Annotated in this window: 27 protein-coding genes; 20 read left to right on the top strand and 7 right to left on the bottom strand. The window is 32.5% G+C overall.

Annotated features, from left to right (window positions below; translation table 11 throughout):
- The first annotated feature begins 33 nt into the window (after positions 1-33).
- The 12 genes from ACH5TX_RS13580 (at position 34) to ACH5TX_RS13525 (ending at position 8,868) form a co-directional block, all read left to right on the top strand.
- Positions 34-564 (top strand): YceI family protein, encoded by a 531-nt coding sequence (locus ACH5TX_RS13580; RefSeq protein ID WP_439340041.1) that lies wholly within the window; start codon positions 34-36, stop codon positions 562-564.
- Between the two features lie 20 nt (positions 565-584).
- A complete protein-coding gene (locus ACH5TX_RS13575) occupies positions 585-980 on the top strand; it encodes a hypothetical protein (RefSeq protein WP_439340040.1) in 396 nt (131 codons plus the stop codon).
- Between the two features lie 5 nt (positions 981-985).
- A complete protein-coding gene (locus tag ACH5TX_RS13570) occupies positions 986-1,393 on the top strand; it encodes a DoxX family protein (protein ID WP_439340039.1) in 408 nt (135 codons plus the stop codon).
- Between the two features lie 13 nt (positions 1,394-1,406).
- Positions 1,407-2,279, top strand: a complete 873-nt coding sequence (locus ACH5TX_RS13565) for an SDR family oxidoreductase (protein WP_439340038.1) — start codon at positions 1,407-1,409, stop codon at positions 2,277-2,279.
- 30 nt (positions 2,280-2,309) lie between these two features.
- Entirely contained in the window at positions 2,310-3,281 is a 972-nt protein-coding gene (locus ACH5TX_RS13560) for a VOC family protein (RefSeq protein WP_439340037.1), read from the top strand.
- Positions 3,282-3,297: 16 nt separating this feature from the next.
- On the top strand, positions 3,298-3,594 hold the full coding sequence (locus tag ACH5TX_RS13555; protein ID WP_439340036.1) for a 4Fe-4S dicluster domain-containing protein: 297 nt from the start codon (positions 3,298-3,300) through the stop codon (positions 3,592-3,594).
- Between the two features lie 13 nt (positions 3,595-3,607).
- Entirely contained in the window at positions 3,608-4,069 is a 462-nt protein-coding gene (locus tag ACH5TX_RS13550; RefSeq protein WP_439340035.1) for a YceI family protein, read from the top strand.
- A 25-nt stretch (positions 4,070-4,094) separates the two neighbouring features.
- Positions 4,095-4,685: a protein-methionine-sulfoxide reductase heme-binding subunit MsrQ gene (locus ACH5TX_RS13545; RefSeq protein ID WP_439340034.1), complete on the top strand. Its 591-nt coding sequence runs from the start codon at positions 4,095-4,097 to the stop codon at positions 4,683-4,685.
- Positions 4,686-4,893: 208 nt separating this feature from the next.
- Positions 4,894-5,331 (top strand): MarR family winged helix-turn-helix transcriptional regulator, encoded by a 438-nt coding sequence (locus tag ACH5TX_RS13540; protein ID WP_439340033.1) that lies wholly within the window; start codon positions 4,894-4,896, stop codon positions 5,329-5,331.
- Positions 5,332-5,525: 194 nt separating this feature from the next.
- A complete protein-coding gene (locus ACH5TX_RS13535) occupies positions 5,526-6,434 on the top strand; it encodes a TolB-like translocation protein (protein WP_439340032.1) in 909 nt (302 codons plus the stop codon).
- Between the two features lie 44 nt (positions 6,435-6,478).
- Positions 6,479-7,048, top strand: coding sequence for a hypothetical protein (locus ACH5TX_RS13530; RefSeq protein ID WP_439340031.1), 570 nt, complete (start codon positions 6,479-6,481; stop codon positions 7,046-7,048).
- Between the two features lie 113 nt (positions 7,049-7,161).
- Positions 7,162-8,868 (top strand): MBL fold metallo-hydrolase, encoded by a 1,707-nt coding sequence (locus ACH5TX_RS13525; RefSeq protein ID WP_439340030.1) that lies wholly within the window; start codon positions 7,162-7,164, stop codon positions 8,866-8,868.
- A 150-nt stretch (positions 8,869-9,018) separates the two neighbouring features.
- On the opposite strand, the gene ACH5TX_RS13520 is transcribed toward ACH5TX_RS13525, so the two are convergent.
- The 7 genes from ACH5TX_RS13520 to ACH5TX_RS13490 form a co-directional block, all read right to left on the bottom strand.
- On the bottom strand, positions 9,019-9,801 hold the full coding sequence (locus tag ACH5TX_RS13520; protein WP_439340029.1) for an enoyl-CoA hydratase/isomerase family protein: 783 nt from the start codon (positions 9,799-9,801) through the stop codon (positions 9,019-9,021).
- Between the two features lie 39 nt (positions 9,802-9,840).
- On the bottom strand, positions 9,841-11,298 hold the full coding sequence (locus ACH5TX_RS13515) for a sensor histidine kinase (protein ID WP_439340028.1): 1,458 nt from the start codon (positions 11,296-11,298) through the stop codon (positions 9,841-9,843).
- 208 nt (positions 11,299-11,506) lie between these two features.
- The gene (locus ACH5TX_RS13510; protein ID WP_439340027.1) at positions 11,507-12,055 is read right to left on the bottom strand and encodes a CopD family protein; all 549 of its coding nucleotides are present in this window, start codon (positions 12,053-12,055) and stop codon (positions 11,507-11,509) included.
- 3 nt (positions 12,056-12,058) lie between these two features.
- Positions 12,059-13,402 carry an MATE family efflux transporter gene (locus tag ACH5TX_RS13505; RefSeq protein ID WP_439340026.1) on the bottom strand — a complete coding sequence of 448 codons (1,344 nt, stop codon included), beginning with the start codon at positions 13,400-13,402 and terminating at the stop codon, positions 12,059-12,061.
- Positions 13,403-13,404: 2 nt separating this feature from the next.
- The gene (gene hemH / locus ACH5TX_RS13500) at positions 13,405-14,439 is read right to left on the bottom strand and encodes a ferrochelatase (protein ID WP_439340025.1); all 1,035 of its coding nucleotides are present in this window, start codon (positions 14,437-14,439) and stop codon (positions 13,405-13,407) included.
- Between the two features lie 40 nt (positions 14,440-14,479).
- Positions 14,480-14,641: a hypothetical protein gene (locus ACH5TX_RS13495; protein ID WP_439340024.1), complete on the bottom strand. Its 162-nt coding sequence runs from the start codon at positions 14,639-14,641 to the stop codon at positions 14,480-14,482.
- A gap of 20 nt (positions 14,642-14,661) precedes the next feature.
- Positions 14,662-15,558 carry a helix-turn-helix transcriptional regulator gene (locus ACH5TX_RS13490; RefSeq protein WP_439340023.1) on the bottom strand — a complete coding sequence of 299 codons (897 nt, stop codon included), beginning with the start codon at positions 15,556-15,558 and terminating at the stop codon, positions 14,662-14,664.
- 193 nt (positions 15,559-15,751) lie between these two features.
- On the opposite strand from ACH5TX_RS13490, the gene hemA reads away from it, so the two are divergent.
- The 8 genes from hemA to hemB all read left to right on the top strand — a co-directional run bounded on the left by hemA (position 15,752) and on the right by hemB (position 23,506).
- On the top strand, positions 15,752-17,014 hold the full coding sequence (gene hemA / locus ACH5TX_RS13485) for a glutamyl-tRNA reductase (RefSeq protein WP_439340022.1): 1,263 nt from the start codon (positions 15,752-15,754) through the stop codon (positions 17,012-17,014).
- Complete coding sequence (gene hemC / locus ACH5TX_RS13480; RefSeq protein ID WP_439340021.1) at positions 17,007-18,584, top strand: hydroxymethylbilane synthase; 1,578 nt, start codon at positions 17,007-17,009, stop codon at positions 18,582-18,584. The genes hemA and hemC overlap by 8 nt, the downstream gene beginning before the upstream one ends.
- Positions 18,585-18,676: 92 nt before the next feature.
- Entirely contained in the window at positions 18,677-19,711 is a 1,035-nt protein-coding gene (hemE, locus tag ACH5TX_RS13475; RefSeq protein WP_439340020.1) for a uroporphyrinogen decarboxylase, read from the top strand.
- A gap of 115 nt (positions 19,712-19,826) precedes the next feature.
- Positions 19,827-20,585: an EI24 domain-containing protein gene (locus ACH5TX_RS13470; protein WP_439340019.1), complete on the top strand. Its 759-nt coding sequence runs from the start codon at positions 19,827-19,829 to the stop codon at positions 20,583-20,585.
- Positions 20,575-21,117: a GNAT family N-acetyltransferase gene (locus tag ACH5TX_RS13465; RefSeq protein WP_439340018.1), complete on the top strand. Its 543-nt coding sequence runs from the start codon at positions 20,575-20,577 to the stop codon at positions 21,115-21,117. The genes ACH5TX_RS13470 and ACH5TX_RS13465 overlap by 11 nt, the downstream gene beginning before the upstream one ends.
- A 6-nt stretch (positions 21,118-21,123) precedes the next feature.
- Positions 21,124-22,026 carry an oxygen-dependent coproporphyrinogen oxidase gene (hemF, locus tag ACH5TX_RS13460; protein ID WP_439340017.1) on the top strand — a complete coding sequence of 301 codons (903 nt, stop codon included), beginning with the start codon at positions 21,124-21,126 and terminating at the stop codon, positions 22,024-22,026.
- A gap of 9 nt (positions 22,027-22,035) precedes the next feature.
- Positions 22,036-22,422: a YchJ family protein gene (locus tag ACH5TX_RS13455; protein WP_439340016.1), complete on the top strand. Its 387-nt coding sequence runs from the start codon at positions 22,036-22,038 to the stop codon at positions 22,420-22,422.
- A gap of 94 nt (positions 22,423-22,516) precedes the next feature.
- Positions 22,517-23,506: a porphobilinogen synthase gene (gene hemB / locus ACH5TX_RS13450; RefSeq protein ID WP_439340015.1), complete on the top strand. Its 990-nt coding sequence runs from the start codon at positions 22,517-22,519 to the stop codon at positions 23,504-23,506.
- The last annotated feature ends 2 nt before the right edge of the window (positions 23,507-23,508 follow it).

Raw genomic sequence — 23,508 nt, 5'->3', positions numbered from 1 at the left:
GCGTCATTATTAATTACTTAAATAGTATTCAAAATGACAAAATTTAAATTTATTAGTGCCATTGCACTTATTATTTCGCTCTCTTCATTCACAATCAGTAATTCAATTTCTTGGAACATTTCTGATGATTTCTCTATTAAATTTAGCAGTAAAAATCCATCAGGAGTTTTTACAAAACTTACTGGAAACATTGAATTTGACGAGGCTAATTTAGCTGCTTCAAAATTAGATCTTAGTGTTGACGTCGCTTCCATAAACACAGGAAACGGTATGAAAAACAGACATGCCAAAGGAAAAAAATGGTTTAATGCTGAGGAATTCCCTACGATCAATTTTACTGCTCAAGATTTCAAAAAAACAGCTACTGGATATGAAGCTACAGGCATTCTTAAAATGCATGGAATAGAAAAGGAATATACCATCCCTTTTACTTTTAACAACAACACTTTTGAAAGTAGTTTTACTGTAAACAGAACAGATTTCAATGTAGGTGCTGTTACTGGTATGGCTAAAAAAGTACCGCATGAAATGAACCTTGAAGTTTCTATTCCTGTGACAAAATAATCACATCTAAATTTCATATTATGAAAAAACTACTCATTCATGGCGTGGTAGCTGGATTATTATCAGGCATTGCAGGTGTTATGTATCTCAATATTTACCAAGAAGCTCTTGGGACTGATTATAGCCAAATTATCAACATAGGATCTATTATGGGAGCAAGCGTTATTGGTTGTATACTCATGACCTTGGGATATGCTGCCTTAATTAAATTTAAAAAAGAAAAATTAAAAGGTTGGTTAAACTTATTAATTGTTGTTCTTTCTTTTGCAAGCATCATAGGACCTATAGGAATGAGTTTACCTTTTAATATTGAATATCCAGAATTATTCCCAGGTTTGGTTGTGCCCATGCATTTTTTTCCTGCATTAGCATTTCTAAGCATATATCCATTTTTTCAACAAAACAATAAATTTTAAATAAAATGACAAATCAAAAAAACAACAAAGCAATCCACATTGGATTATGGGTTGCTCAAGCACTATTAGCAGCAATGTTTATTATGGCAGGTATGATGAAAGCTTTTCAACCTATAGAAGCTATAGCACAATCATTACCTTGGGTAACAGAATACCCTGCTGGTTTAATCCGTTTTATTGGTATTAGTGAATTACTTGGCGGTATTGGTTTATTACTTCCTGCTTTGCTTCGTAAAAAACCATTTTTAACAGTTTGGGCTGCTAGAGGTCTTGCTTTGGTTATGCTTTTAGCAACTATTTTTCATATTTCAAGAGGTGAATATTCAGCTATTGGAATGACTATAATTATCATGGCTATTGCCTTATTTATTGCATGGGGAAGAAGCAAAAAAGCACCAATTCAAGCAAAATAAAAAATTAAAAACAATGATAACAATTACAGGTGCTACCGGACAATTAGGCGGTGGCGTAATCGATAATTTAATTCAAAAAGGCTGTAATACTTCAAATATTACAGCACTTGTTAGAAGCGAAGAAAAAGGACAAACTTTAAAAGACAAAGGTGTTGCTATTAAAATTGGTAATTATAATGATTACAATGCATTAGTTGAAGCTTTTAAAGGCACTGAAAAATTACTTTTCATTTCTAGTAGTGAAATGGAAAACAGAACACAGCAACATATTAATGTGGTAAATGCTGCCAAAGAAGCTGGTGTAAAACACATTTTTTACACAAGTATTCAACGTCAATCAGACAGTCCAGATTCACCAATTAACTTTGTAACCAATTCTCATATAGCAACAGAAAAGGCAATTAAAGAGAGTGGTATGACGTATACAATGCTTCGTAATAATTTGTATATGGATATACTGCCTTGGATTTTAGGAGAACAAGTATTTGAAACAGGGGTTTTCTATCCAGCAAAAGAAGGAAAAATAGCCTTTACATTACGCTCAGATATAGCGGAAGCTATTGCAAATGCATTATTAAGTGATACACACGAAAACAAAGAATACAATATTTCAAATTTACATTCTATGTCTTTTAGTGAAGTTGCAGATCATCTTTCAACAATTGCAGGAAAGCCTATTAATTACATCAGTCCATCTGTAGAAGACTATAAAAACGCTTTAGTTGGCGCTGGTGCTCCAGAAATGGTGGTAAATATGTTAGCAGGGTTTGCTATTGGTATTGAAAAAGGTGAATTAGTGACAGGACAAAGTGATTTACCCGAATTATTAGGTCGTGAAGCAGCAAGTTACAAAGATTTTTTAAACGGTCTATACGCTAAAAAATAAATGATATAATAAATTAAAGCACCAAGAACTATGAAACGAAATCATTTTATAAAAACTATTTTTGGTGCTTCAGTTTTAACAACTATGGATGGCTTTTCTTCCATAGCAAATGCACTATCACATATGAATCAAGAACATAACAATTCAAGTAAATTCGCTTCGTTTGGAGCCATTCACTTAAAGAATACAAACCTTGAAAAATCTACAATTTTTTGGACAAAAATAGTAGGTATGAAACTGAGAAAATCTTCAGACATTATTGCTGAATTTGGCACAGAAACTCAAACATTAGTAGTGGTTCATCAAACTGCTAAAACCCATTTTCAAAAAGGTTATAGCGGATTGTATCATTTGGCTATTCACGCTCCAAACGAAGCTGAATTTGCTAGTATGATAAACAGATTACTTGTTAATAATTATCCATTTTCACCAGTAGATCATACCATGTCTAAGTCTGTTTATTTAGATGATCCAGATGGTATTAACGTAGAATTTGCATTAGAAACTCCTAAACGATTCAAAAGAGTAGTTACCCAAGGAGGTTTAAGAATTGAAGATTCAAACGGAAATATAAAAAGTGCATCCGATTATCTTGACTTAAATGAAGTGATGAAATCCTTAGAAAATAAAGATGTTACTAAAATTATTGCAGATGATACCTGCATAGGACATTTACATCTGTATGCTAACAACGTTGAAAAATCGAATGCTTTCTATAAAAAAATAGGATTCAACCAATTCAATTATTTACCACAGTTTATGTATGCCGATGTAGGAGCTGGAGGGCCTTATCATCATCGCATTGCCATGAATTCGTGGCATGGACAAAACAGACCTTTAGCGCCAAGTGACAGTGCTGGAATGAAACATTATCAAATTAATTTTAGCACGAAAGAAAAGTTAAACCAAGCCTTAAATAATGTTTCTAAATATGAAGAAACAGAAGAAGGCTATTGGTTTGTTGATCCTACGGGAAACAACATATTGATAACGCATTCTTAATTGAATTACAGTTAATATGAAACCAAAAACATCACATTGCAACGAAACCAGCGGAAAGTTAATGCCCGTTATAAACTTAAGTAATTGTGGCGGTAAAGAAGATTGTATTCCCGCTTGCCCTTACGATGTTTTAGAAATGCGTACAATTACTCCCGAAGACCGTTTAACACTTAATTTTAAAGGAAAAATAAAAACGTTTTTTAAACCGAAAAAAGCCTATATCACAGATCCAAATTTGTGTTACGCTTGTGGTTTATGTGTGCAAGTATGCCCAGAAAAAGCTATTAAACTAAAACGAATAACTAAAAAATAAAATCTCATTACAAATGAAAATAGACACATCAAAATCTGAAATAAATTTTACAATTAAAAAACTATTATTTTTAACAGTTAAAGGAACCATTCCCGATGTAAAAGGAGAAATAGACTTGAATGAAAGTAATCTGTCTGACTCGAAAATAGATTTAACTATTTCTACAGCAAGTATTGATACCAAAAATGCAAAAAGAAATGAGCATTTATTACAAGAAGACTTTTTTCACGTTGAGAAATACCCAGAAATCACATTTAAAAGCTCTAGCATTAAAAAAGAAAATGAAACTTACGTAGCTAAAGGAGAATTAAATATAATAGGAGCCATAAATACAATACAAATTCCTTTTCAAATTAATAATAACAAAGTAACAGGAGAATTTAGTTTAAACAGAATGGATTTTAAGCTAGGTAAAATACCTGCTTTTGTAGCATCTAATACTGTAAATATTTCTTTTAAATGTTCTTTAAAATAGTTGATGCAATTTATACATTTGCTAAATGAATAAATTAAAACACTTACTTACCGGCAAGTACATCCTTTGGTTGCTTTTAGCTGTTCCAGGAATTATGGTATCCATAAATTTCCTAAAAGGACAACTTAATTATGATATGATCATGCATATTACAGGTGAATTTGCTGGTAGAATGTTAATTATAAGTTTAATTGCTACACCCATAAAATTAATGTTTCCAAGAGGCCGTGTAGCAAAATGGCTCATTAGAAATCGTCGTTTTTTTGGTGTTGCAGCTTTTGCTTATACTCTATTGCACACCATATTTTATGTATTTGAATATCCTTTTAATCAAATAATTAATGAGTTTTCAGAACTATCGATTCTCACAGGCTGGATTGCTTTCTTCATATTTATTCCTTTAGCAATAACAAGTACCAATGCTGCTATAAAAAGAATGGGACGCTCATGGAAAAAGCTACAACGCTGGGTGTATTTAGCAGCTGTTATGGCATTTGCACATTGGGCTTTATTAGGATTACAGGGTACTCATGCTAGTATGGGTGGTGCATTATTTCATTTTATTCCCGTGATGCTTTTACAAGTTTATCGCATTTGGAAACAGAAACTTTCTTAAATTAAAACAGCTTATAACTAGATATTACAAATTTGACTTTGTAAAAAATTTCAGCTATATTCGTTTAACTTATGATATGAAACATTAAAACGATTTCATATCAACGTGTTGTAGCCAATATTCTTAAACACTTATTCTAATAAAAATTAACATTTTTTTTTACAATATAGTTGATATATCAATTATATTTGTATCAAATACATTTATTTTGAAAAATCCATCACAAACAATTTTTTATTTAATAGAAAGAACTATTAAAGAATATAGAAAATTTGCCCAAAAACAAATTAATGACAAGCATAAAAACATCACTATTGACCAAGCTTTAGTTTTATTTTTCATAATAGAGCAGCCCCAATTATCTCAATCTGAAATTGGAGAATTAATATTTAAAGATAATGCCTCTATTAGTAGAATGGTTGAACTGATGATTAAAAACGGATACTTACTTCGGGAAACGAATAACGTAGATCGAAGAAAAATTAATTTAACCCCCACAACAAAAGGAGTTGAGATATTTAGTGATTTAAAAAAAATCATCGCTAAAAATCGTGAAATCGCACTTCAAGATATTTCAGAAAAAGAAATTTTTCAATTATTTCAAACGCTAAATAAAATATTTACCAATTGTCAAATAAAAACTTAATTTATCATGAAAGCATTAATTACACTCAGCTATTTTATCATAACTCAAATGTTTGTTTTTGCTCAAGGAAAACCGAGTCACGATATAATCCAAGAAAAAAAAATCGTTGCATCTATATCCAGTCTAATTTTTGTGCCTTTATAAAAAAGCTAAAACCATTGAATATTCTTAATATAAACTAAATCTAATATAAAATGAAAATCATCTCTATATTGCTCCTACTTTTTGTTATTAGTTCAAATTCGCCGCATATTAACATTGTCAATCCTACAACTAATAATAATAATAATGAAATTTATTACACTTCGGAATCAAATTCTCAAGGTAGAGATATTTATAAAATGAACGCTGATGGGAGCAAAAAACAAAAGCTTACTCAGAAACAAGGAAACGGACATTATCCTCATAATATAAATCCGAAGATTTCACCTGATGGTTCAAAAATAGTATTTCAAAGCGATCCTGATGGTCACGATAGATATACAATATGGACTATGGATATTGATGGCTCCAATCTAAAAAAAATTACCAAAAAAGAAGGAATGTACCCAAATTGGAGTCCAAATGGAGAAAAAATAATATTTAGCGGACGAAGAAATGGAGTGTGGGAAATTATACTTATTCCTAGTGAAGGTGGAATAGAAGAATTACTATCTGATAACAAAAACGAAGTAACAAAACCAGGTTGGGGAGCAGTTTGTAGCTTTCATCCAGATGGTAAGTCAATAGTATATTCTCATATTCGTGAGAAAGTGATGTATAGTCTGAATCTTGAATCCAAGATAAAAAAAAGATTGAGCCCCAAAGGAGAAAATTTTATGCACCCAATGTACTCTTATGACGGTTTATGTATAGCTGTTAATCGTAAAAAAGAAGACGTCTATGATTTAATAATAATGTCACCTGAAGGAAAAGAGCTTAAAGTTGTTGCTAGAAGTGTTATTTCATATTCAAGTCCTTCTTGGTCAACTTCTGGAGATGAATTATTATTTACAGGGAACGTGAATGGAAATCAAGAAATTTTTAAAATTAATTTAGAAACGAAAGAAGAGAAACAATTGACCAATAATTTAGAATTTGATGCCATGCCAACTTGGAATTGATTATGAGTCACAAAAAAATAATTAGAAATTAAAAATTAAAACAAATGAAAAAAATTTTAGTTGTATTATGCATAATTGCAATTGCTAAAACAAATGCACAAAACACTAGTAACTCAATAGTTGAAAAAGATAGTATCGGTATTAACATTAATGCTCCTAAAGGCGTTTATCAATATGCGTTTAGAATAGGTGAATGGGAATCCACACATAAAAGCTTAAAATCTAGAAACGAATGGAGTACTGGCACAAGCCATTTTAAAGTATATGTTGCAGAAAATGGGTTGACTTTTATAGAAGAAGGTCTAGATGATAAAGGTAACATTAAACATAGAATTACATTTGATTATGTAGAAACCACCAATAGTTGGAAAAACCATTATAAAGACCTAGTTACTGGCAGAGAAGTAGATTACACATCAAAAATGGTAGATGGGAAACTGGTAGAAATTATTCAAAGAGAAAACAATGTAAATAACAATACTTATGATGTTCTTCAAGATAATATTTACACTTACACAGCATATAGAACATATAATAATGGTTTCAGTTTAATTAACCATGTTGGAATTTCAACAAAAAAAGTAGTTGAGCCTTTTAGTGATTTAAAAAAATAGTTGCTAAACATCGCCAAACCGCACTTCAAGATATTTCTGAAAAAGAAGTTTTTCAATTATTTCAAACGCTAAATAAAATATTTACCAATTGTCAAATAAAAACTTAAATTATAATGAAAATATTAATTACAATCTTCTCTTTTATTATCATTCAAACAATGAGTTTTGCTCAAGAAAAACCAAGCCACGACACACTTCATGTAAAAGGTTCTGTATATACCATTAGAGTAGACCATCCAAAATTTGGAAACCCATCAAGTGTGGCTTCAATTGGAGAAGAAGGTGTGTTTTTAGCAGACGTTGGACCACAAGGTTATGAAGAAATGCTACTCAATAAACTAAAAGAACTTGGCAACAATAATGTTAAATATATAGTTACTACGCATCATCATGGCGATCATACTGAAGGTTTAGAATATTTTTCTAAAATGGAAAACGTCACCCTAATTTCACCCACAAAACAACGCACTTATTTAGGTTCTTCTATGATATTTTTGAATGGAGATACGCATAAAGAAAGCACTCTTCCTAAAATAACATTTGATGATAAAATAACGGTGTACATTAATAATGAAGAAATAGAAATATTTACCGGTATAAATACAAATGGCCATACTGGTGGCGATGCTTTTATATACTTTAAAACTTCAGATGTTCTATACTTGGGCGACTACGTTTTTCTCAATCATTTTCCCATTATTGATTTAAATAATGGCGGAAGTATTGATGGTTTCCTTGATAACATGAAATCAATACTAAGTGATTTCTCAGATGAAACGATAATTGTTCCAGGTCATGGCACACTTGCACCAAATAAAATTGAATTGTTAACTGTTAAAGATTTAAAAGTTTATTATGAGAACTTAAGGGAATCAGTGGATTGGGTAAGAAATGAAATAAAAAGCGGAAAAACATTAACTGAAATTCAAGACAAAGGATTACCCATAAAGTTTGATTCATTTAATGAAAATTACATCTACATAAGTAATAAAAGATGGATAAAAATTGTTTGCGAAGATTATAACTTGTTCGCTCCTAAAATTTTATACTCCGAGCTGAAGGATAATAATTGGGATATTTATTCAATTACAACAGAAAGTAAAACCATCAATAGAATAACCAATGATAGCCTAAAAGATTTTCAGTCAGATTATTCCAAAATTAACAATAGCATTGTATTTGACTCATATAGAGACGATAATACAAGAAACCTATTCACTTATAACGTTTCCAGTGGAAAGATAACTCAACTTACCAATTTAAATACGCGAGATGGACATCCTGTTTGGTCGCCAGATGGCAGTAAAATTGCTTTTCAATCTTCTAGAACAGGAAATCCAGAGATTTTTATTATGGACCATAATGGAACAAATGTTAAACAACTTACTTTTAATGGGAAGTTTGATGGTATTCCTAAATGGTCGCCTAATGGCAAGTTGCTAGCATTTAATAGTAATAGAGATGGAAACCCAAATGTCTTTACCTTAAACTTGGAAACACAAGAATTGCTTCAAATTACCTCAAATGAATCTTATAATTTTATTCAAGATTGGGTTTCTCAATCTGAAATATTGATCATAACTGATGTCTTAAAAAAAAGACAAATGCAAATTTTAGATATAAAGGAAGGAATAACAAAAACACTTGTAACAGCAGGCAATTTAACGTATGCTCGTTGTAATAACATTGGTCAAATAGTTTTTACAGAAAAAGCTGCTGATGGTGCGTTTGATATCTATTTGATGGATATTAAAACAGAAGAAGTTAAACGATTGACAGATTCTAAAAATGAAAAACGATTTCCATCCTTTATGAAATAAATACTGGCTACAACAAAGCATAAAATTAATGGCTAGTTTTAGCTTACTTGGAAAATTCCTGCGGAATTTTCCGCTGGCAAGTTTCTATTTACTAAATTAGTGCTTAAACGCGCCACTAATATTATACGTAACCGTTAAACGAGACAAATCCTATTTTCCAGGAAACCCCGCTTTTCTTTTTTGTAAAAATGCGGTAGTGCCTTCGATAAAATCTTGGGTCCCGAAGGATTTTCCAAATTGTTTAATTTCAACATCAAAACCATTAACGCCATCTTTAAAATTAGCATTTACAGCTTTAATAGCAGCACCAATAGCAACGGATGAATTTCGTAAAATTTTGGTCGAAATTTTTTGGCAAAGCCCCATTAATTCTTCTTGTTTTTCAACATGATTTACCAAACCATAATTATGTGCTGTTGCAGCATCTATCATGCCTGCTGTCATAATCATTTCCATGGCACGACCTTTTCCAACAAGTTGTGGTAAACGCTGTGTACCACCATAACCAGGTATAACACCTAAGGACACTTCTGGCAAGCCCATTTTTGCATTATCGCTAGCCACTCTAAAATGACAAGCCATAGCCAATTCTAATCCACCACCAAGCGCAAAACCATTTATGGCTGCAATTACTGGCTTTGATAAGTTTTCAATAAAATCGAATAATATTTCATGGCCTTTTGCTGCTAAGTATGTTCCTTCTTTAACGCTATAATCGGCAAATTCGCTAATATCAGCTCCCGCTACAAAAGCTTTATCTCCACTACCCGTTACAATAATAACTTTTACATCCTCATCTTCATTAGCCTCCTTAAAAGCTTCATGTAACTCTTGTATGGTTTCTCTATTTAAAGCGTTTAATTTTTTTGGGCGGTTAATAGTAATAACAGCGATACTATTCTCTTCTTCTACTAAAATATTATTATAATTCATATGGTATATTAATAAGATTCACACCTTCTCAGGAGTAAATTATTCTTTAGGAAATGTGACTTTAAATGTGGTACCTTTATCTTTTTCTGAGCTAAATGAAATACTCCCTTTATAGGTTTCAATAATGTTTTTAACCATGGCTAACCCAAGCCCCATACCACTTGTCTTGGTTGTAAATTTTGGTTCGAACACCTTTTCTTTGTTCTCTTCAGACACACCAGAACCATTATCTGAAACAGTAATTATAACATCTTTAGAATTAGAACCTACATTAATTACAATTTTTGGTATTTGATTTTCTGGCATAGCTTGAATAGCATTTTTAACCAAATTTGTAACCACTCTTATTAGTTGAGTTCTATCAAATTTTGCAATAACTTCTTCTGATTCTGATGTAAAAAAGATATAATCTTCATTAAAAATATCGAGCGCTAATTTTACAATTTTAACCACATTAAGCGTTTCGTTTTGTTGCGCTGGCATTTTTGCAAAATTTGAAAAGGCAGACGCAATAGAACTCATGGTATCTATTTGCTGAATAAGTGTTTTACTATATTCATCTACTTTTAAATGAATATTCTCATCTTCAGGATTAAACTTACGTTGAAAATTTTGAACCGTTAAGCGCATAGGTGTTAACGGGTTTTTAATTTCGTGAGCGACTTGTTTTGCCATTTCTCTCCACGCCTGTTCACGCTCGCTTCTTGCTAATTGCACAGCACTTTCTTCCAGCTCATCAATCATACTATTGTATGAATTAACTAAGGTTGAGATTTCTTCGCTTGTATCGTTTACATCTATCTTTTCGTTTCGTTTTTCTAATCTAGTGGTGTTAATTTTATCGCTAATAGCCTGCAATGATTTTGTAATGTATTTTGACAGCAAAAACGCAATAATTATGGCTGCTAATAAAACAAACATAAAAGCATAGGCTATACGCTTTAAAAACTCTAAAAGTTCGTTTGTTAAAAAGTCATCTCTTTCTAAATATGGTATATTTAAAATGGCTAATGGTTTTGATTTTTGATCTACCAAATAGGTATAAGAAGACTGATAGGTTTGTCCGTTTTCTATATGTTTGTCTACATACCTATGATCTGCTCTATTTGAAATTTCATTTAAAACTTCAGCTTTTAAACATTTATCAGCATCACTAACTTGTAAACTGGCTTTTGATGATAACAATAAAGCACCTTCTAAGTCATATAAAATAATTTGAAGCTTATGTATATCGGCTACATTATAAATCTCGTCTTTAAAAATTAAAGGAATATTTTCAGTTTTAACTTCCCATGTATTTTGTCTGCCGTTTAAAATACGTTTTAAATGTGTTTGAACATTCCCTTCTTTACGCGCTAAACGACCACCGTGATAATCTTTACTTTGTTCTTGATACTGATATAAAGCTACTGCCGAAATAAGAACAGATGCTAAAAGCACCAACAAAATCATAACTAAAAAAATACGGGTACGTAGAGAAAGTTTTTTTAATTTCATGAATAGTTATTGTGCTTTTAAAAGTTCAATAAATATAACAATAATTAGACCAAACAGCCTAAAGTTGCCTTAAAATTAAGTTAACTGATAAGTGCGTTAGGGATTGCAGTGTTAGCTTTTGGCGAGGCGCGCATCGAGCCAAAACTTTTAACGAAAAGCCCGACCTGTTCCTGAACTAAATTCAGGATAAAAGGTAACGCCAAAATAATTAAGCTTCAGGATTTTTATCGCGTATGTTTTTATACACTTTAAAGCCTAACATAATTAAAACGCCTAAAACCAAAATACCAACAACTCCCCAAACCCAATTGATAGCGCTTTTTAAAATAACTAAAAAAACAACTGCAAATAAAATGAATGTTGCGCCCTCGTTCCAGATACGCATAAAACTGGATGTTTTTTTAACCACATCGTTTTGTAATTGTTTGTAGTATTGATGGGTTTTTAAATGATATATTATAAGTAAAATAACGAAACCTAATTTTACATGCATCCATGGTTGTTGCAACCAAAACGGCTGTAAAACCAGCAGCCAAATAGCAAAAATAGTTGCTAATATAGCCGATGGCCATGTGATGATAAACCACAAGCGTTTTGCCATAAGCTTTAATTGTTTTCCTAGAATTTCTTTTTCTGGCGAGGGTTTATGAAAGGCTTCTATTTGATAAACAAACAAACGCGGAATGTAAAACAAACCTGCAAACCAAGTGATTACAAAAATGAGATGAAATGATTTTATGTAATTATAATATTCCATAATTTAAGATTTTAAAGTCTTTACTACTTCTCTATTTAAAAAATAGGCAGTTACCAATGTAGCTAGTACATCGGCTACGGGAAACGAAATCCAAATACCTAATTCGCCATAAAATTTAGGCAAAATATACATTAAAGGAATAAAAAACAGAGCTTGCCTAGTAAGTGTTAACAATAATGCTGGCAATGCTTTTCCAACAGCCTGAAAATATGCAGCGCCAATAAGCTGTAATGCTAAAATAGGCACAGCAGCAAACGCCCAACGCATATTATTTGGGGTAACCCTAATAACATCGGGATTGGTTGTAAACCATTTTGTAATAATTTCAGGGAAAAACATTAATCCAATAAAGACGATAGTTCCTAAAATAGTTGCATATTTTATGGAGGTGTAAATAACATCTTTAACACGTTGATATTCTCCTGCTCCATAGTTATAACCTGCAATAGGAATAAAGCCTTGTGTAATTCCAAAAACCGGAAACAATACAAACATCATCATTCTACCAACAATAGCATAGGCTGTTACAGAGGTAACGCCTCCAAAATTGAACAGCGCATTATTAACTAATAAAAATGTAACACTTACAACGGCTTGTCTTGCTAAGGTAACAAAGCCTAAAGCCCCTATTTCTAATACTATTTTTTTATCTAGCCTAAAATGTGAAAGATTAATTTTTAATTCCGAATGATTGGATATAAAATACCAAAATATAAATAGAAATGCCGCAAGATAAGATCCTGTAGTTGCCCAAGCTGCACCTGCCATTCCATAATCTAACACATTAATAAAAATATAATCTAACACCAAGTTTCCAATAGAAGGAATTAACATAGCATACATGGCAAATTTAGGTTTGCCTTCTGCTCGAATTACATTATTACCCATCATGACAAACCCAAGGATTGGCACACCATAAAGAATAATTTCGTAATAAATTTTTGCAGGGTCAAAAATATTATCTTTTCCTCCAAAAGCAGGAATTAATGTATCTACAAAATACAAGCCAAACACCGCAAATAAAACTGTAAACAAAAACGTTAGCATTATTTGGTTTCCAAAAGTTTTAAGCGCTTTATCTTTATTATTAGCACCTAAAGCACGTGAAATGATTGAAGACCCACCAACACCAATTGCCATCCCCAAAGCTGCAATAAAAAAAGATACTGGTAATACTACATTTATGGCAGCAATGGCTAAAGCACCAATCCAATGACCTACAAAAATGGTATCGATTAGGATGTTTAGTGACATGACTAAAATCCCTATCGAAGCAGGAACCGCTTGTTTAATCAACAATTTCCCAATGGGTTGTGTTCCTAAATCTTGAGACGCTATTTTAGACATTATTATACTGCTGCTGTTTTAGACGCTTCCCATGTTTTAATCCATTTAGCAATTAAAACCACCCATTCGGCATCATCGTTTAAACAAGGTATGGTTGTAAAATCTTGTCCGCCCATTTCATGAAAAATTTCTTGTCCTTCCATGGCAATTTCTTCTAAAGTCTCCAAACAATCGCTCACAAAAGCAGGTGTTACAATGGCCATATTTTTAATGCCTTGTTTTCCTAAACGCTCAATAGTTCTATCTGTATAAGGTTGCAACCACGGATCAAACCCTAAACGCGATTGAAAAGATGTAGAATACGAACCTTCTTCAAATTGCAATTTTTCGGCAACCAATCTGGTAACTTCTAAACACTGGTGTTTATAGCAAAACTCATGCGCTTTACTAGGTGTTACACAACAACTTTTATCTATTTTACAATGCGAATTAGTAACATCGCTTTTTCTAATATGACGTTCTGGAACACCATGATAAGAAAACAATAAATGCTCGTAATTTTTACCTTCTAAATGTTTTTTTATGGAGTTAGCAAGCACTTCAATATAATCTGGTTTGTTATAAAAGGCAGGAACCGATTCTATTTTTAGATTCGGAAAAAACTCTTGACGAAGTTCTTCTGCTAATACCGTAATAGTTTCTGTAGTAGCCATAGCAAACTGTGGATATAACGGAAACAACAATACCTCATCTACTCCTTTATCTACTAATTCCTGAAGTCCTTTTTTTATAGTCATGCTACCATAACGCATCGCTAAAGCTACAGGCACATCTACTTGCTCTTGTACTTTGTTTTGAAGTCTTTCAGACAGTACAATTAGTGGAGAACCTTCATCCCACCAGATTTTTTTATAAGCTGCAGCCGATTGCTTAGGTCGTGTATTTAAAATAATACCTTTTACCAGTGCTGTTCTTGCTACAAGTGGCAAATCTATAACACGCTCGTCCATTAAAAATTCACCTAAATATTTTTTTACATCTTTAGGTTCTGGACTATCTGGCGAGCCTAGATTAACTAATAGGATTCCTTTTTTCATTTCTTTTTTTTAGACAGGTAAATTATACATAATTTAAAAATCAACCTTGACTTTTATCTGATTTTTTTTGATGATATAATTTTGGGCGCGCTTCATTATAATCACAATCTTGAAAAATGCCACAAGACACATTTGTTCTTGCTAAAGATTTCGTGTTCTCATTTTTAGATAAAGCTTCAATTTCGGGGGTTAAATATTTCATCTTTTTCTTTTTTTTTAATTCTAATTTAAAGACATGATGTATTTTTTTGGCGTAGTGCCATATTTCTTTTTAAATGCAGCAATAAAATGACTCGAAGTACTATACCCTACTTTAAGCCCAACCTCATTTACATTATCATTTCCTGCTTCTAACAATTTTCTAGCAACTTCCATCTTATAATCAAACAAAAAGCTAAATACCGAATCGCCATATATTTGTTTAAATCCTTCTTTAAGCTTTTTAAGACTTAGCCCTATTTCATCTGCTAATTCCTGTAAACTAGGTGGTTCGGCTATTCTAGATACAACAATATCTTTAGCCTTCCTTATTTTAATAACATTAGTTTCATCAACTAAAAACGGACATTGCTCAACATTAGCATCTTCACTTCTATTAAAATACAAACTTAAAAGCTCATAAGCCTTTCCTTTAAAATATAAAGATTTTATAGAATGGTTTAAATTAAAATTAATTAACTGATTTAATGCAATAGCCATGGATGGCGAAATAATGCCGTCTTTATAATATTTCTTGTCCTTATTATCATTATTTAAAAATGAAATATAATCGGCTTCTTGAGAAAACAAACCGTGAAACTTTTTTATAGAAATTAACACCGAAACCATCCAAGAATTAGGCTCTACGTGAAGGTTTATTGGCAAATCTTGTTGCGGATTATAAAGTAACAACGAATTTTCTTCAGAAACATTTAAACCATACCTACCTTCGTTAAAAAGAAACTTACTAGATCCCTTTAAACAAAAATGAAATTGTATATAATCGCTATCTATGTACTTCTCAACACTTTGAGCGACACTTTTATCATTTTTATGAACTAATACAGAAAACCCTTCATCAACTTCTGTTTCTTCAAAAGAACCTTTAGCGACATTTTTACTATCAGTTTTATCATTCATGACACCTCTTTATTTAGATTCGTTATAAATTAATCGTCTCAAATATGCTATATACTATGCAAAAATATGACAAATATCATATAATCATCAAAAAACAGGGCAAAAAACCACAAACGATATTAAAAGTTCTTTGAGCGTTACTTTTTTTATAGCAATCGATATACATTTGCTTCACAATTTCAGGTATAGCAACATGCAGAAGTACAATATTTCAAGAAGTAATTACTTTTATGCTATTGGTTTGAGTTATAAAAAGGCCGATGCAGATATAAGAGGACACTTTAGTTTAGATGATGACTCTAAGCTAGCGCTTCTAAATCAAGCAAAAGAAAACAATATTGAAAGTTTAGTAGTTACTTCTACTTGTAATAGAACCGAAATTTATGGTTTTGCCCAACACCCCTTTCAACTTATTCAATTACTTTGTGATAATACAAAAGGTACTGTTGAAGAATTTCAAGAAGTAGCTTACATATATAAAAACAACGAAGCTATTGCGCACATGTTTCGCGTTGGTTCCGGTTTAGACAGTCAAATTTTAGGTGATTTTGAAATTATTAGTCAGTTAAAATCAAGTGCAAAACTTTCAAGAAAACACGGTTTACTTAATCATTTTACTGAGCGTTTAGTTAATTCTGTTATTCAAGCAAGCAAACGTATAAAAACAGAAACAGACATTTCATCGGGAGCAACTTCGGTATCATTTGCCTCGGTTCAATATATTTTTAACACCGTTGAAGATGTTTCTAACAAGAATATTTTGTTATTCGGAACAGGTAAAATAGGAAGAAACACTTGTGAAAACCTTGTAAAGCATACCGAAAACGAACACATTACTTTAATAAATAGAACAAAAGATAAAGCAGAACAAATTGCTGGGAAGTTCAATTTATTAGTTAAAGATTATGCGAATTTACAAGAAGAAATTAACGAATCTGATATATTAATTGTTGCTACTGGTGCACACCGCCCAACGGTAGACAAACAAATTATTCAATCTAAAAAACCTCTTTTAATTTTAGATTTATCAATTCCTAAAAATGTAAATGAAGATGTTGAAACATTAGACAATGTAACACTTGTTCATCTAGATGATTTATCAAAAATAACCGATCAAACTTTAGAAGCGCGTAAAAAACATATTCCATTAGCCGAAACTATTATAGAAGACGTTAAAACAGAATTTAATCAATGGTTAGAAACTAGAAAGTTTGCTCCAACCATTAAAGCGTTAAAACATAAATTGAATGATTTTGCTACGGCCGAGTTAGATACACAACGCAAAAAACTATCGGACTTTAATGAAACTCAAGCCGAATTAATTAGCAATAATATCATTCAAAAAATAACCAATCATTTCGCGCATCATTTAAAAGATGACACGATTTCTACAGACGAGAGTCTAGAACTTATAAAAAAAGTGTTCCAATTAGAACCTTCAACAAAAAATGTCTAAAACCATAAGAATTGGCACACGCGATAGTGAATTAGCACTATGGCAAGCCAAAATAGTGCAAAGTCAACTTGAAAATTTAGGTCATAAAACCGAGCTCGTTCCTGTAAAATCTACAGGCGATTTAGTTTTAGACAAACCCTTATACGAGTTAGGAATTACCGGTATTTTTACCAGAACTTTAGATATTGCTATGTTAAATAACGATATCGACATTGCCGTTCATTCCTTAAAAGATGTACCAACCGTACTTCCAAAAGGCATTGTACAAGCCGCTGTTTTAAAACGCGGTAACGTAAACGACACTTTAGTTTTTAAAAACAACGAAGAGTTTTTAGGCGCAAAAGATGCCATTATTGCTACAGGTAGTTTACGCCGACGTGCGCAATGGTTAAACAGATTCCCAACACATACAATTGTAGATTTAAGAGGTAATGTGAACTCACGTTTACAAAAACTTGAAGATAATGAAAATTGGAACGGAGCCATTTTCGCAGCAGCTGGTATTGGTAGAATTGGAATAAGACCAGAAGAAGCTATTAATTTAGACTGGATGATTCCTGCTCCTGCACAAGGTGCTATTATGATTACTGCTTTAGAAGAAGATGAAGACATTAAAGCTGCTTGCGCTGAGTTAAATCATGAAGAAACTGAAATTTGCACAAGTATTGAACGCGAATTTTTAAATAAACTAGAAGGTGGTTGTACCGCTCCTATTGGAGCTTTGGCTTACATAAAAGACGAAGAAATTAACTTTAAAGGAGTTTTATTAAGTCCGGATGGATCTAAAAGAATCGATGTTACCAGAGTAAAAAAACTAGGAGAACATCATGATATAGCACAGTTTTGTGCCGATTTTGTTATTGAACGTGGCGGTAAACGCTTGATGGATAACATTAAGAATTCTACTAAAGAAACAAAAGTTTATTCAACAAAGTCATTTACTGAAGACCAACGTTTGTTGTTTCATGAAAAAGTAGTGGTTGATAGCAGTGATTTTATAAAAATAAGCTTGAATAGAATACATCCGCGTTTCTTAAAAAATGAAATTAGGAATGTTGTTATTACTAGTAAAAATGCTGTTGAATCTTTAGTTACTAATTATTCGGCTATCGAACTTCAATTTAAAAACATTTACTGTGTTGGTCGTCGTACCAAACGCTTAGTTGAAAACAAAATAGGTAAAGTTGCTCACGCTGAAAAGAATGCAAAAAAACTAGCAGAATATTTAGTTGAATACATTGAAGGTACCGAAGTAACATACTTTTGTAGCGACATCAGATTAGATGCTTTACCAACAATTTTAGAAGAAAACAATATAAAAGTGAACGAAGTTGAAGCTTATGAAACCAAATATGATGGTTTAAAAGTTGACGAATCGGTTGAAGCAGCTATGTTTTATAGTCCATCAACCGTTGAAAGTTTTGTTCAAAAAAACAACGCAGAAGTTATTGCATTTTGCATTGGAGAAACAACAGCTAACGAAGCAAGAAAGCATTTTAGCGATGTAAGAGTTGCAAAAGTACCAACGGTAGAAAGTGTAATTGAGTTGGTAAACGAACATTACGTGTAATAATTGTCATTCCTGCGCAGGCAGGAATCCATTTTTATAAAATTTAAGTTTCAATTTAAAAGATTCCTGCTGTCGTAGGAATGACAAAAGATATGAGTATTAAAAACGATTTATTTTTAAGAGCATTAAAAGGAGAAACGGTAAACCGCCCACCAGTTTGGATGATGCGTCAAGCAGGACGTTATTTACCAGAATTCATGGCAATAAAAGAAAAATACGATTTCTTTACACGTTGTCAAACACCAGAATTAGCGAGTGAAATCACGGTACAACCTATCAGACGATACGGAATGGATGCTGCTATTTTATTCAGCGATATTTTGGTTATTCCTCAAGCTATGAATATTGAGGTACAAATGAAACCAAATTTTGGTCCGTATTTACCAAACCCTATTCGCTCTCAAAAAGACGTTGATAATGTTATCGTGCCAGACGTAAAAGAAGCATTAAATTACGTTTACGAAGCTATAAAAGCAACCAAAGAAAAACTTAACGATGAAATTCCGTTAATTGGTTTCGCAGGTTCTCCTTGGACAATCTTATGCTATTGCGTACAAGGTCAAGGCAGTAAAAACTTTGATAAAGCCAAAGAGTTTTGTTTCACTAATCCTATTGCAGCACATCAATTATTACAAAAAATAACAGATACTACCATTGCCTATTTAAAAGAAAAAGTAAAAGCAGGTTGTAACGCCGTACAAGTATTCGATTCTTGGGGAGGCATGCTTTCTCCAGTCGATTATCAAGAATTTTCATGGCAATACATTCAGCAAATCATCGATGCTTTAAAAGATGATGCTCCCGTAATTGCTTTTGGTAAAGGTTGTTGGTTTGCTCTAGACGAAATGGCAAAATCTGGCGCTTCGGCTTTGGGTGTAGACTGGACCTGTTCAGCAAGAAACGCACGTTATTTAACTGGCGGAAACATTACGCTTCAAGGTAATTTCGATCCAACACGTTTGTTTTCTCCTCCAGCAGAAATAAAGAAAATGGTTCACCAAATGATTAACGAATTTGGTAAAGACAAATACATTGTAAACCTTGGTCATGGTATTTTACCTAACATCCCGTTAGATCATGCTAAAGCGTTTATTGATGCCGTTAAAGAATATAAAAGCCCCTCTTAATCTCCCCAAAAGGGAGAAACTCTTATAGAGGTATAAAACATTGAAAATATAAATAAATTTAATAGCTTTACGAAACAAATCTCCTCTCCTCTGGAGAGGGCTAGGGAGAGGCTTTATGATTAAAAACATCATTTCAGGAATTAAAGCATACTTCGGTGCTTTCAGTTTAATTTCAAAATTAAAACTCTGGAAGTATTTTGTAATTCCTATGATTATAAGTTTCGTAACAGCACTTCTTATCGGTGTTTCAGCCTATGGATTATCCGATAATATTGGAAGTTTCATTTCTAAAGCATGGCTTTGGAATTGGGGACACGACACATTCGCATCAATTAGTAATTTTATTGGCGGACTCATAGTTGTAATCATTGGCCTCATTCTTTTTAAACACATCATAATGGCTTTATCTGCACCTTTTATGAGCCCCGTTTCCGAAAAAATTGAAGCAGATTTAACAGGCATCACAAATCATAACCATAGAAACACCAGTTTTTCTCAACAGCTTATTCGAGGTATTCGCATTAATGGTAGGAACTTAATTATGGAATTATTTTTAACCATACCGTTACTACTACTTAAATTCATTCCCATAGTCAATATATTTTCAACCTTTCTACTGTTTATGCTACAGGCCTATTATGCAGGTTTTGGTAATATGGATTATACGCTAGAACGTCATTTTAAATACAAGCAAAGCCTACAATTTGTTCGTAAACATCGTGGTTTAGCTATTGGCAATGGTATTGTTTTTATTCTGTTTTTATTAATTCCAATAATTGGTGTAATTTTAGTGCTACCATTATCGGTTACTGCAGCAACATTAAAAACCGTTGATGCCCTTAAACTGAAAAACAATTTACCTAATGCAGCTTAATTTCGACAACTTCTACATAGAACCTATCCAGATTAAAGATGCTTGGAATCTCTGCAACTTTATAGTTTCAAATGAAGACCGATTAAAACGCTATTTTCCAAAAACATTAGAGCAAAATTTAACGCCAACCTTATCTAATCTTTTCGTTCAAAAAAAGGTGAAACAATTCAACTTAAAAGAAGAATTCTTATTCACCATAAAAGAAAACGAAACCAATGAACTGGTAGGCTTAGTCTATATTAAAGAACTAAACTGGACTAAAAAACAAGGGGAATTCGCATATTGTATTGGCTATCCTTATGAAGGCAAAGGCATCACAACAAATGCCATAAAAAAATTATCAGACTATGCTTTTGAAGTCCTTGGATTAAAAACACTTCAAATCATCGTTTATAAAACAAATATAGCAAGTGTAACCGTTGCTAAAAACTGTAATTTTATTTGGAAAAGAACATTAGAAAACGAATTTACGCCATCGGGAGAAAAAGCATTAGACATGGAATTATACGAATTGTATAATGAAATAGAATAAATAAAAATGAAAGACAAATTTTACCAATACATACAAAGTTTACAAGACAGCATTACCTCAAAAATTGAAGAAATTGACGGAAAAGCTACATTTCAAGAAGACCTTTGGAAACGACCAGAAGGCGGCGGCGGACGCACACGTGTGATTGAAAACGGCAACGTTTTTGAAAAAGGCGGTGTTAATATATCAGCGGTTCATGGCAAGTTACCAGATACCATGCAAAAAATGTTTAAAGTAGGCGAAGCCGATTTTTTTGCCTGTGGACTAAGTTTAGTCTTGCACCCTAAAAACCCAATGGTACCAACGGTTCATGCTAATTGGCGCTATTTTGAAATGTATGATGAAAACAAAAACATTATAAACCAATGGTTTGGTGGCGGACAAGATTTAACGCCCTATTATTTATTTGATGAAGATGCAAAACACTTTCATCAAACTTGTAAAACGGCTTGCGATAAGCACAATCCTGAATTCTACCCTAAATACAAAGCTCGTTGCGACGAATATTTTTATAATGCACACCGTAACGAAGGTAGAGGCTTAGGTGGTTTGTTTTTCGATTATTGCAAAGCATCAGAAGACATGACTATGCAGAATTGGTATAACTTTGTTACAGAAGTTGGAGATAGCTTCCTTGAAGCTTACGTACCAATTGTTGAAAAACGAAAAGCGTTACCATATACAGACGAACAACGTAAATGGCAAGAAATACGTCGTGGACGCTATGTTGAATTCAATTTAGTTCATGATAAAGGCACCTTATTTGGATTAAAAACCAACGGACGTATAGAAAGTATTTTAATGAGTTTACCACCGCATGTGCAGTGGGTTTACGATCATCACCCTGAAGCTGGTAGCGAAGAAGAACGTTTAATAAACATATTACAAAACCCTATTGATTGGGTTTAAAAACATAAAATGGATTGTTACTGCGGAAGCTTAAAACCCTTTACTAATTGTTGCGAAAAAGTGCATAAAAATTTAGCTGAAGCAAAAACAGCAGAACAACTCATGCGTTCTAGATATAGCGCATTTGTGGTAGCTAATGGCGATTATTTAATGACGAGTCATCATACCAAAACACGTACTTTAAAAGAGAAAAAATCTATTGTTGCATGGGCAAAATCTGTGCAATGGATAAAATTAGAAATACTAGAAACTAGCAAAGGAAAACAAAACGATTCCGAAGGCACGGTAACTTTTAACGCTTATTTTTATGAACATGGAACTATAGAAGTTATACATGAAAAATCGGCATTTGTAAAAGAAAATAATCACTGGAAATATTTAGGATTAAGCAAATAAATAACAAGTAGGAAACAAACGAAACCTAAAAACACTTTTCAAGTACGAGTTAAAACTTTTTAACTTTATACTTTTAACTTTTTAACTAATAAACATGTATCCAATAAAAAGAAATAGAAGATTAAGAACCAATGAAGCCATTCGTTCTTTAGTTCGAGAAACCATCATAACTCCAAACGATTTTTTAGTGCCACTTTTTGTTGTTGAAGGCAAAGGCATCAAAGATGAAATTGCATCTATGCCAAATTATTTTCGTTATAGTTTAGATTTATTAGAAGGTGAAGTAAAAGAACTTTGGAAACTGGGATTAAAATCTGTTTTATTATTTGTAAAAGTGCCTGATAACCTAAAAGACAATAAAGGTACTGAAGCTTTAAATCCAAACGGATTGATGCAACGCGCCATTAAAACCGTTAAAAATGTGTGCCCAGATATGATTGTTATGACCGACGTGGCTATGGATCCTTATTCTTCATACGGACATGATGGTATTATTGAAAACGGAAAGATTGTAAACGACGATACTGTTGAAGTTTTAACCGAAATGAGCTTATCTCATGCCGAAGCAGGAGCAAACTTTGTAGCACCTAGCGATATGATGGATGGTCGTATTCTATCTATTCGTGAAGCTTTAGAAGACGAAGATTTTACCGATACAGGTATTATGAGCTATTCTGCTAAATACGCATCGGCCTTCTATGGTCCTTTTCGCGATGCTTTAGATTCTGCTCCTGTAGATTTGGTTGATGTTCCAAAAGACAAAAAAACCTATCAAATGGATTATGGAAACCGTTTTGAAGCACTTAGAGAAACCGAATTAGACATTGATGAAGGTGCCGATATTGTTATGGTAAAACCAGGTATTTCATACCTTGATATTTTAAGAGATATTAAAAATGAAGTAGATGTACCTATTGCTGTTTATCAAGTTTCAGGTGAATATGCCATGATAAAAGCCGCTGCCGAAAAAGGCTGGCTAAATCACGATCAAGTGATGATGGAAACAACAACGGCATTTAAACGTGCTGGCGCAGATATTATAGCAAGTTACTTTGCTAAGGATGTTGTGAAATTGATTTCTTAAAA

The organism is Thalassobellus citreus, assembly GCF_044385915.1.
GTDB classification, from domain to species: domain Bacteria; phylum Bacteroidota; class Bacteroidia; order Flavobacteriales; family Flavobacteriaceae; genus Thalassobellus; species Thalassobellus citreus.
This window is presented reverse-complemented; position numbering and strand designations above follow the sequence as displayed.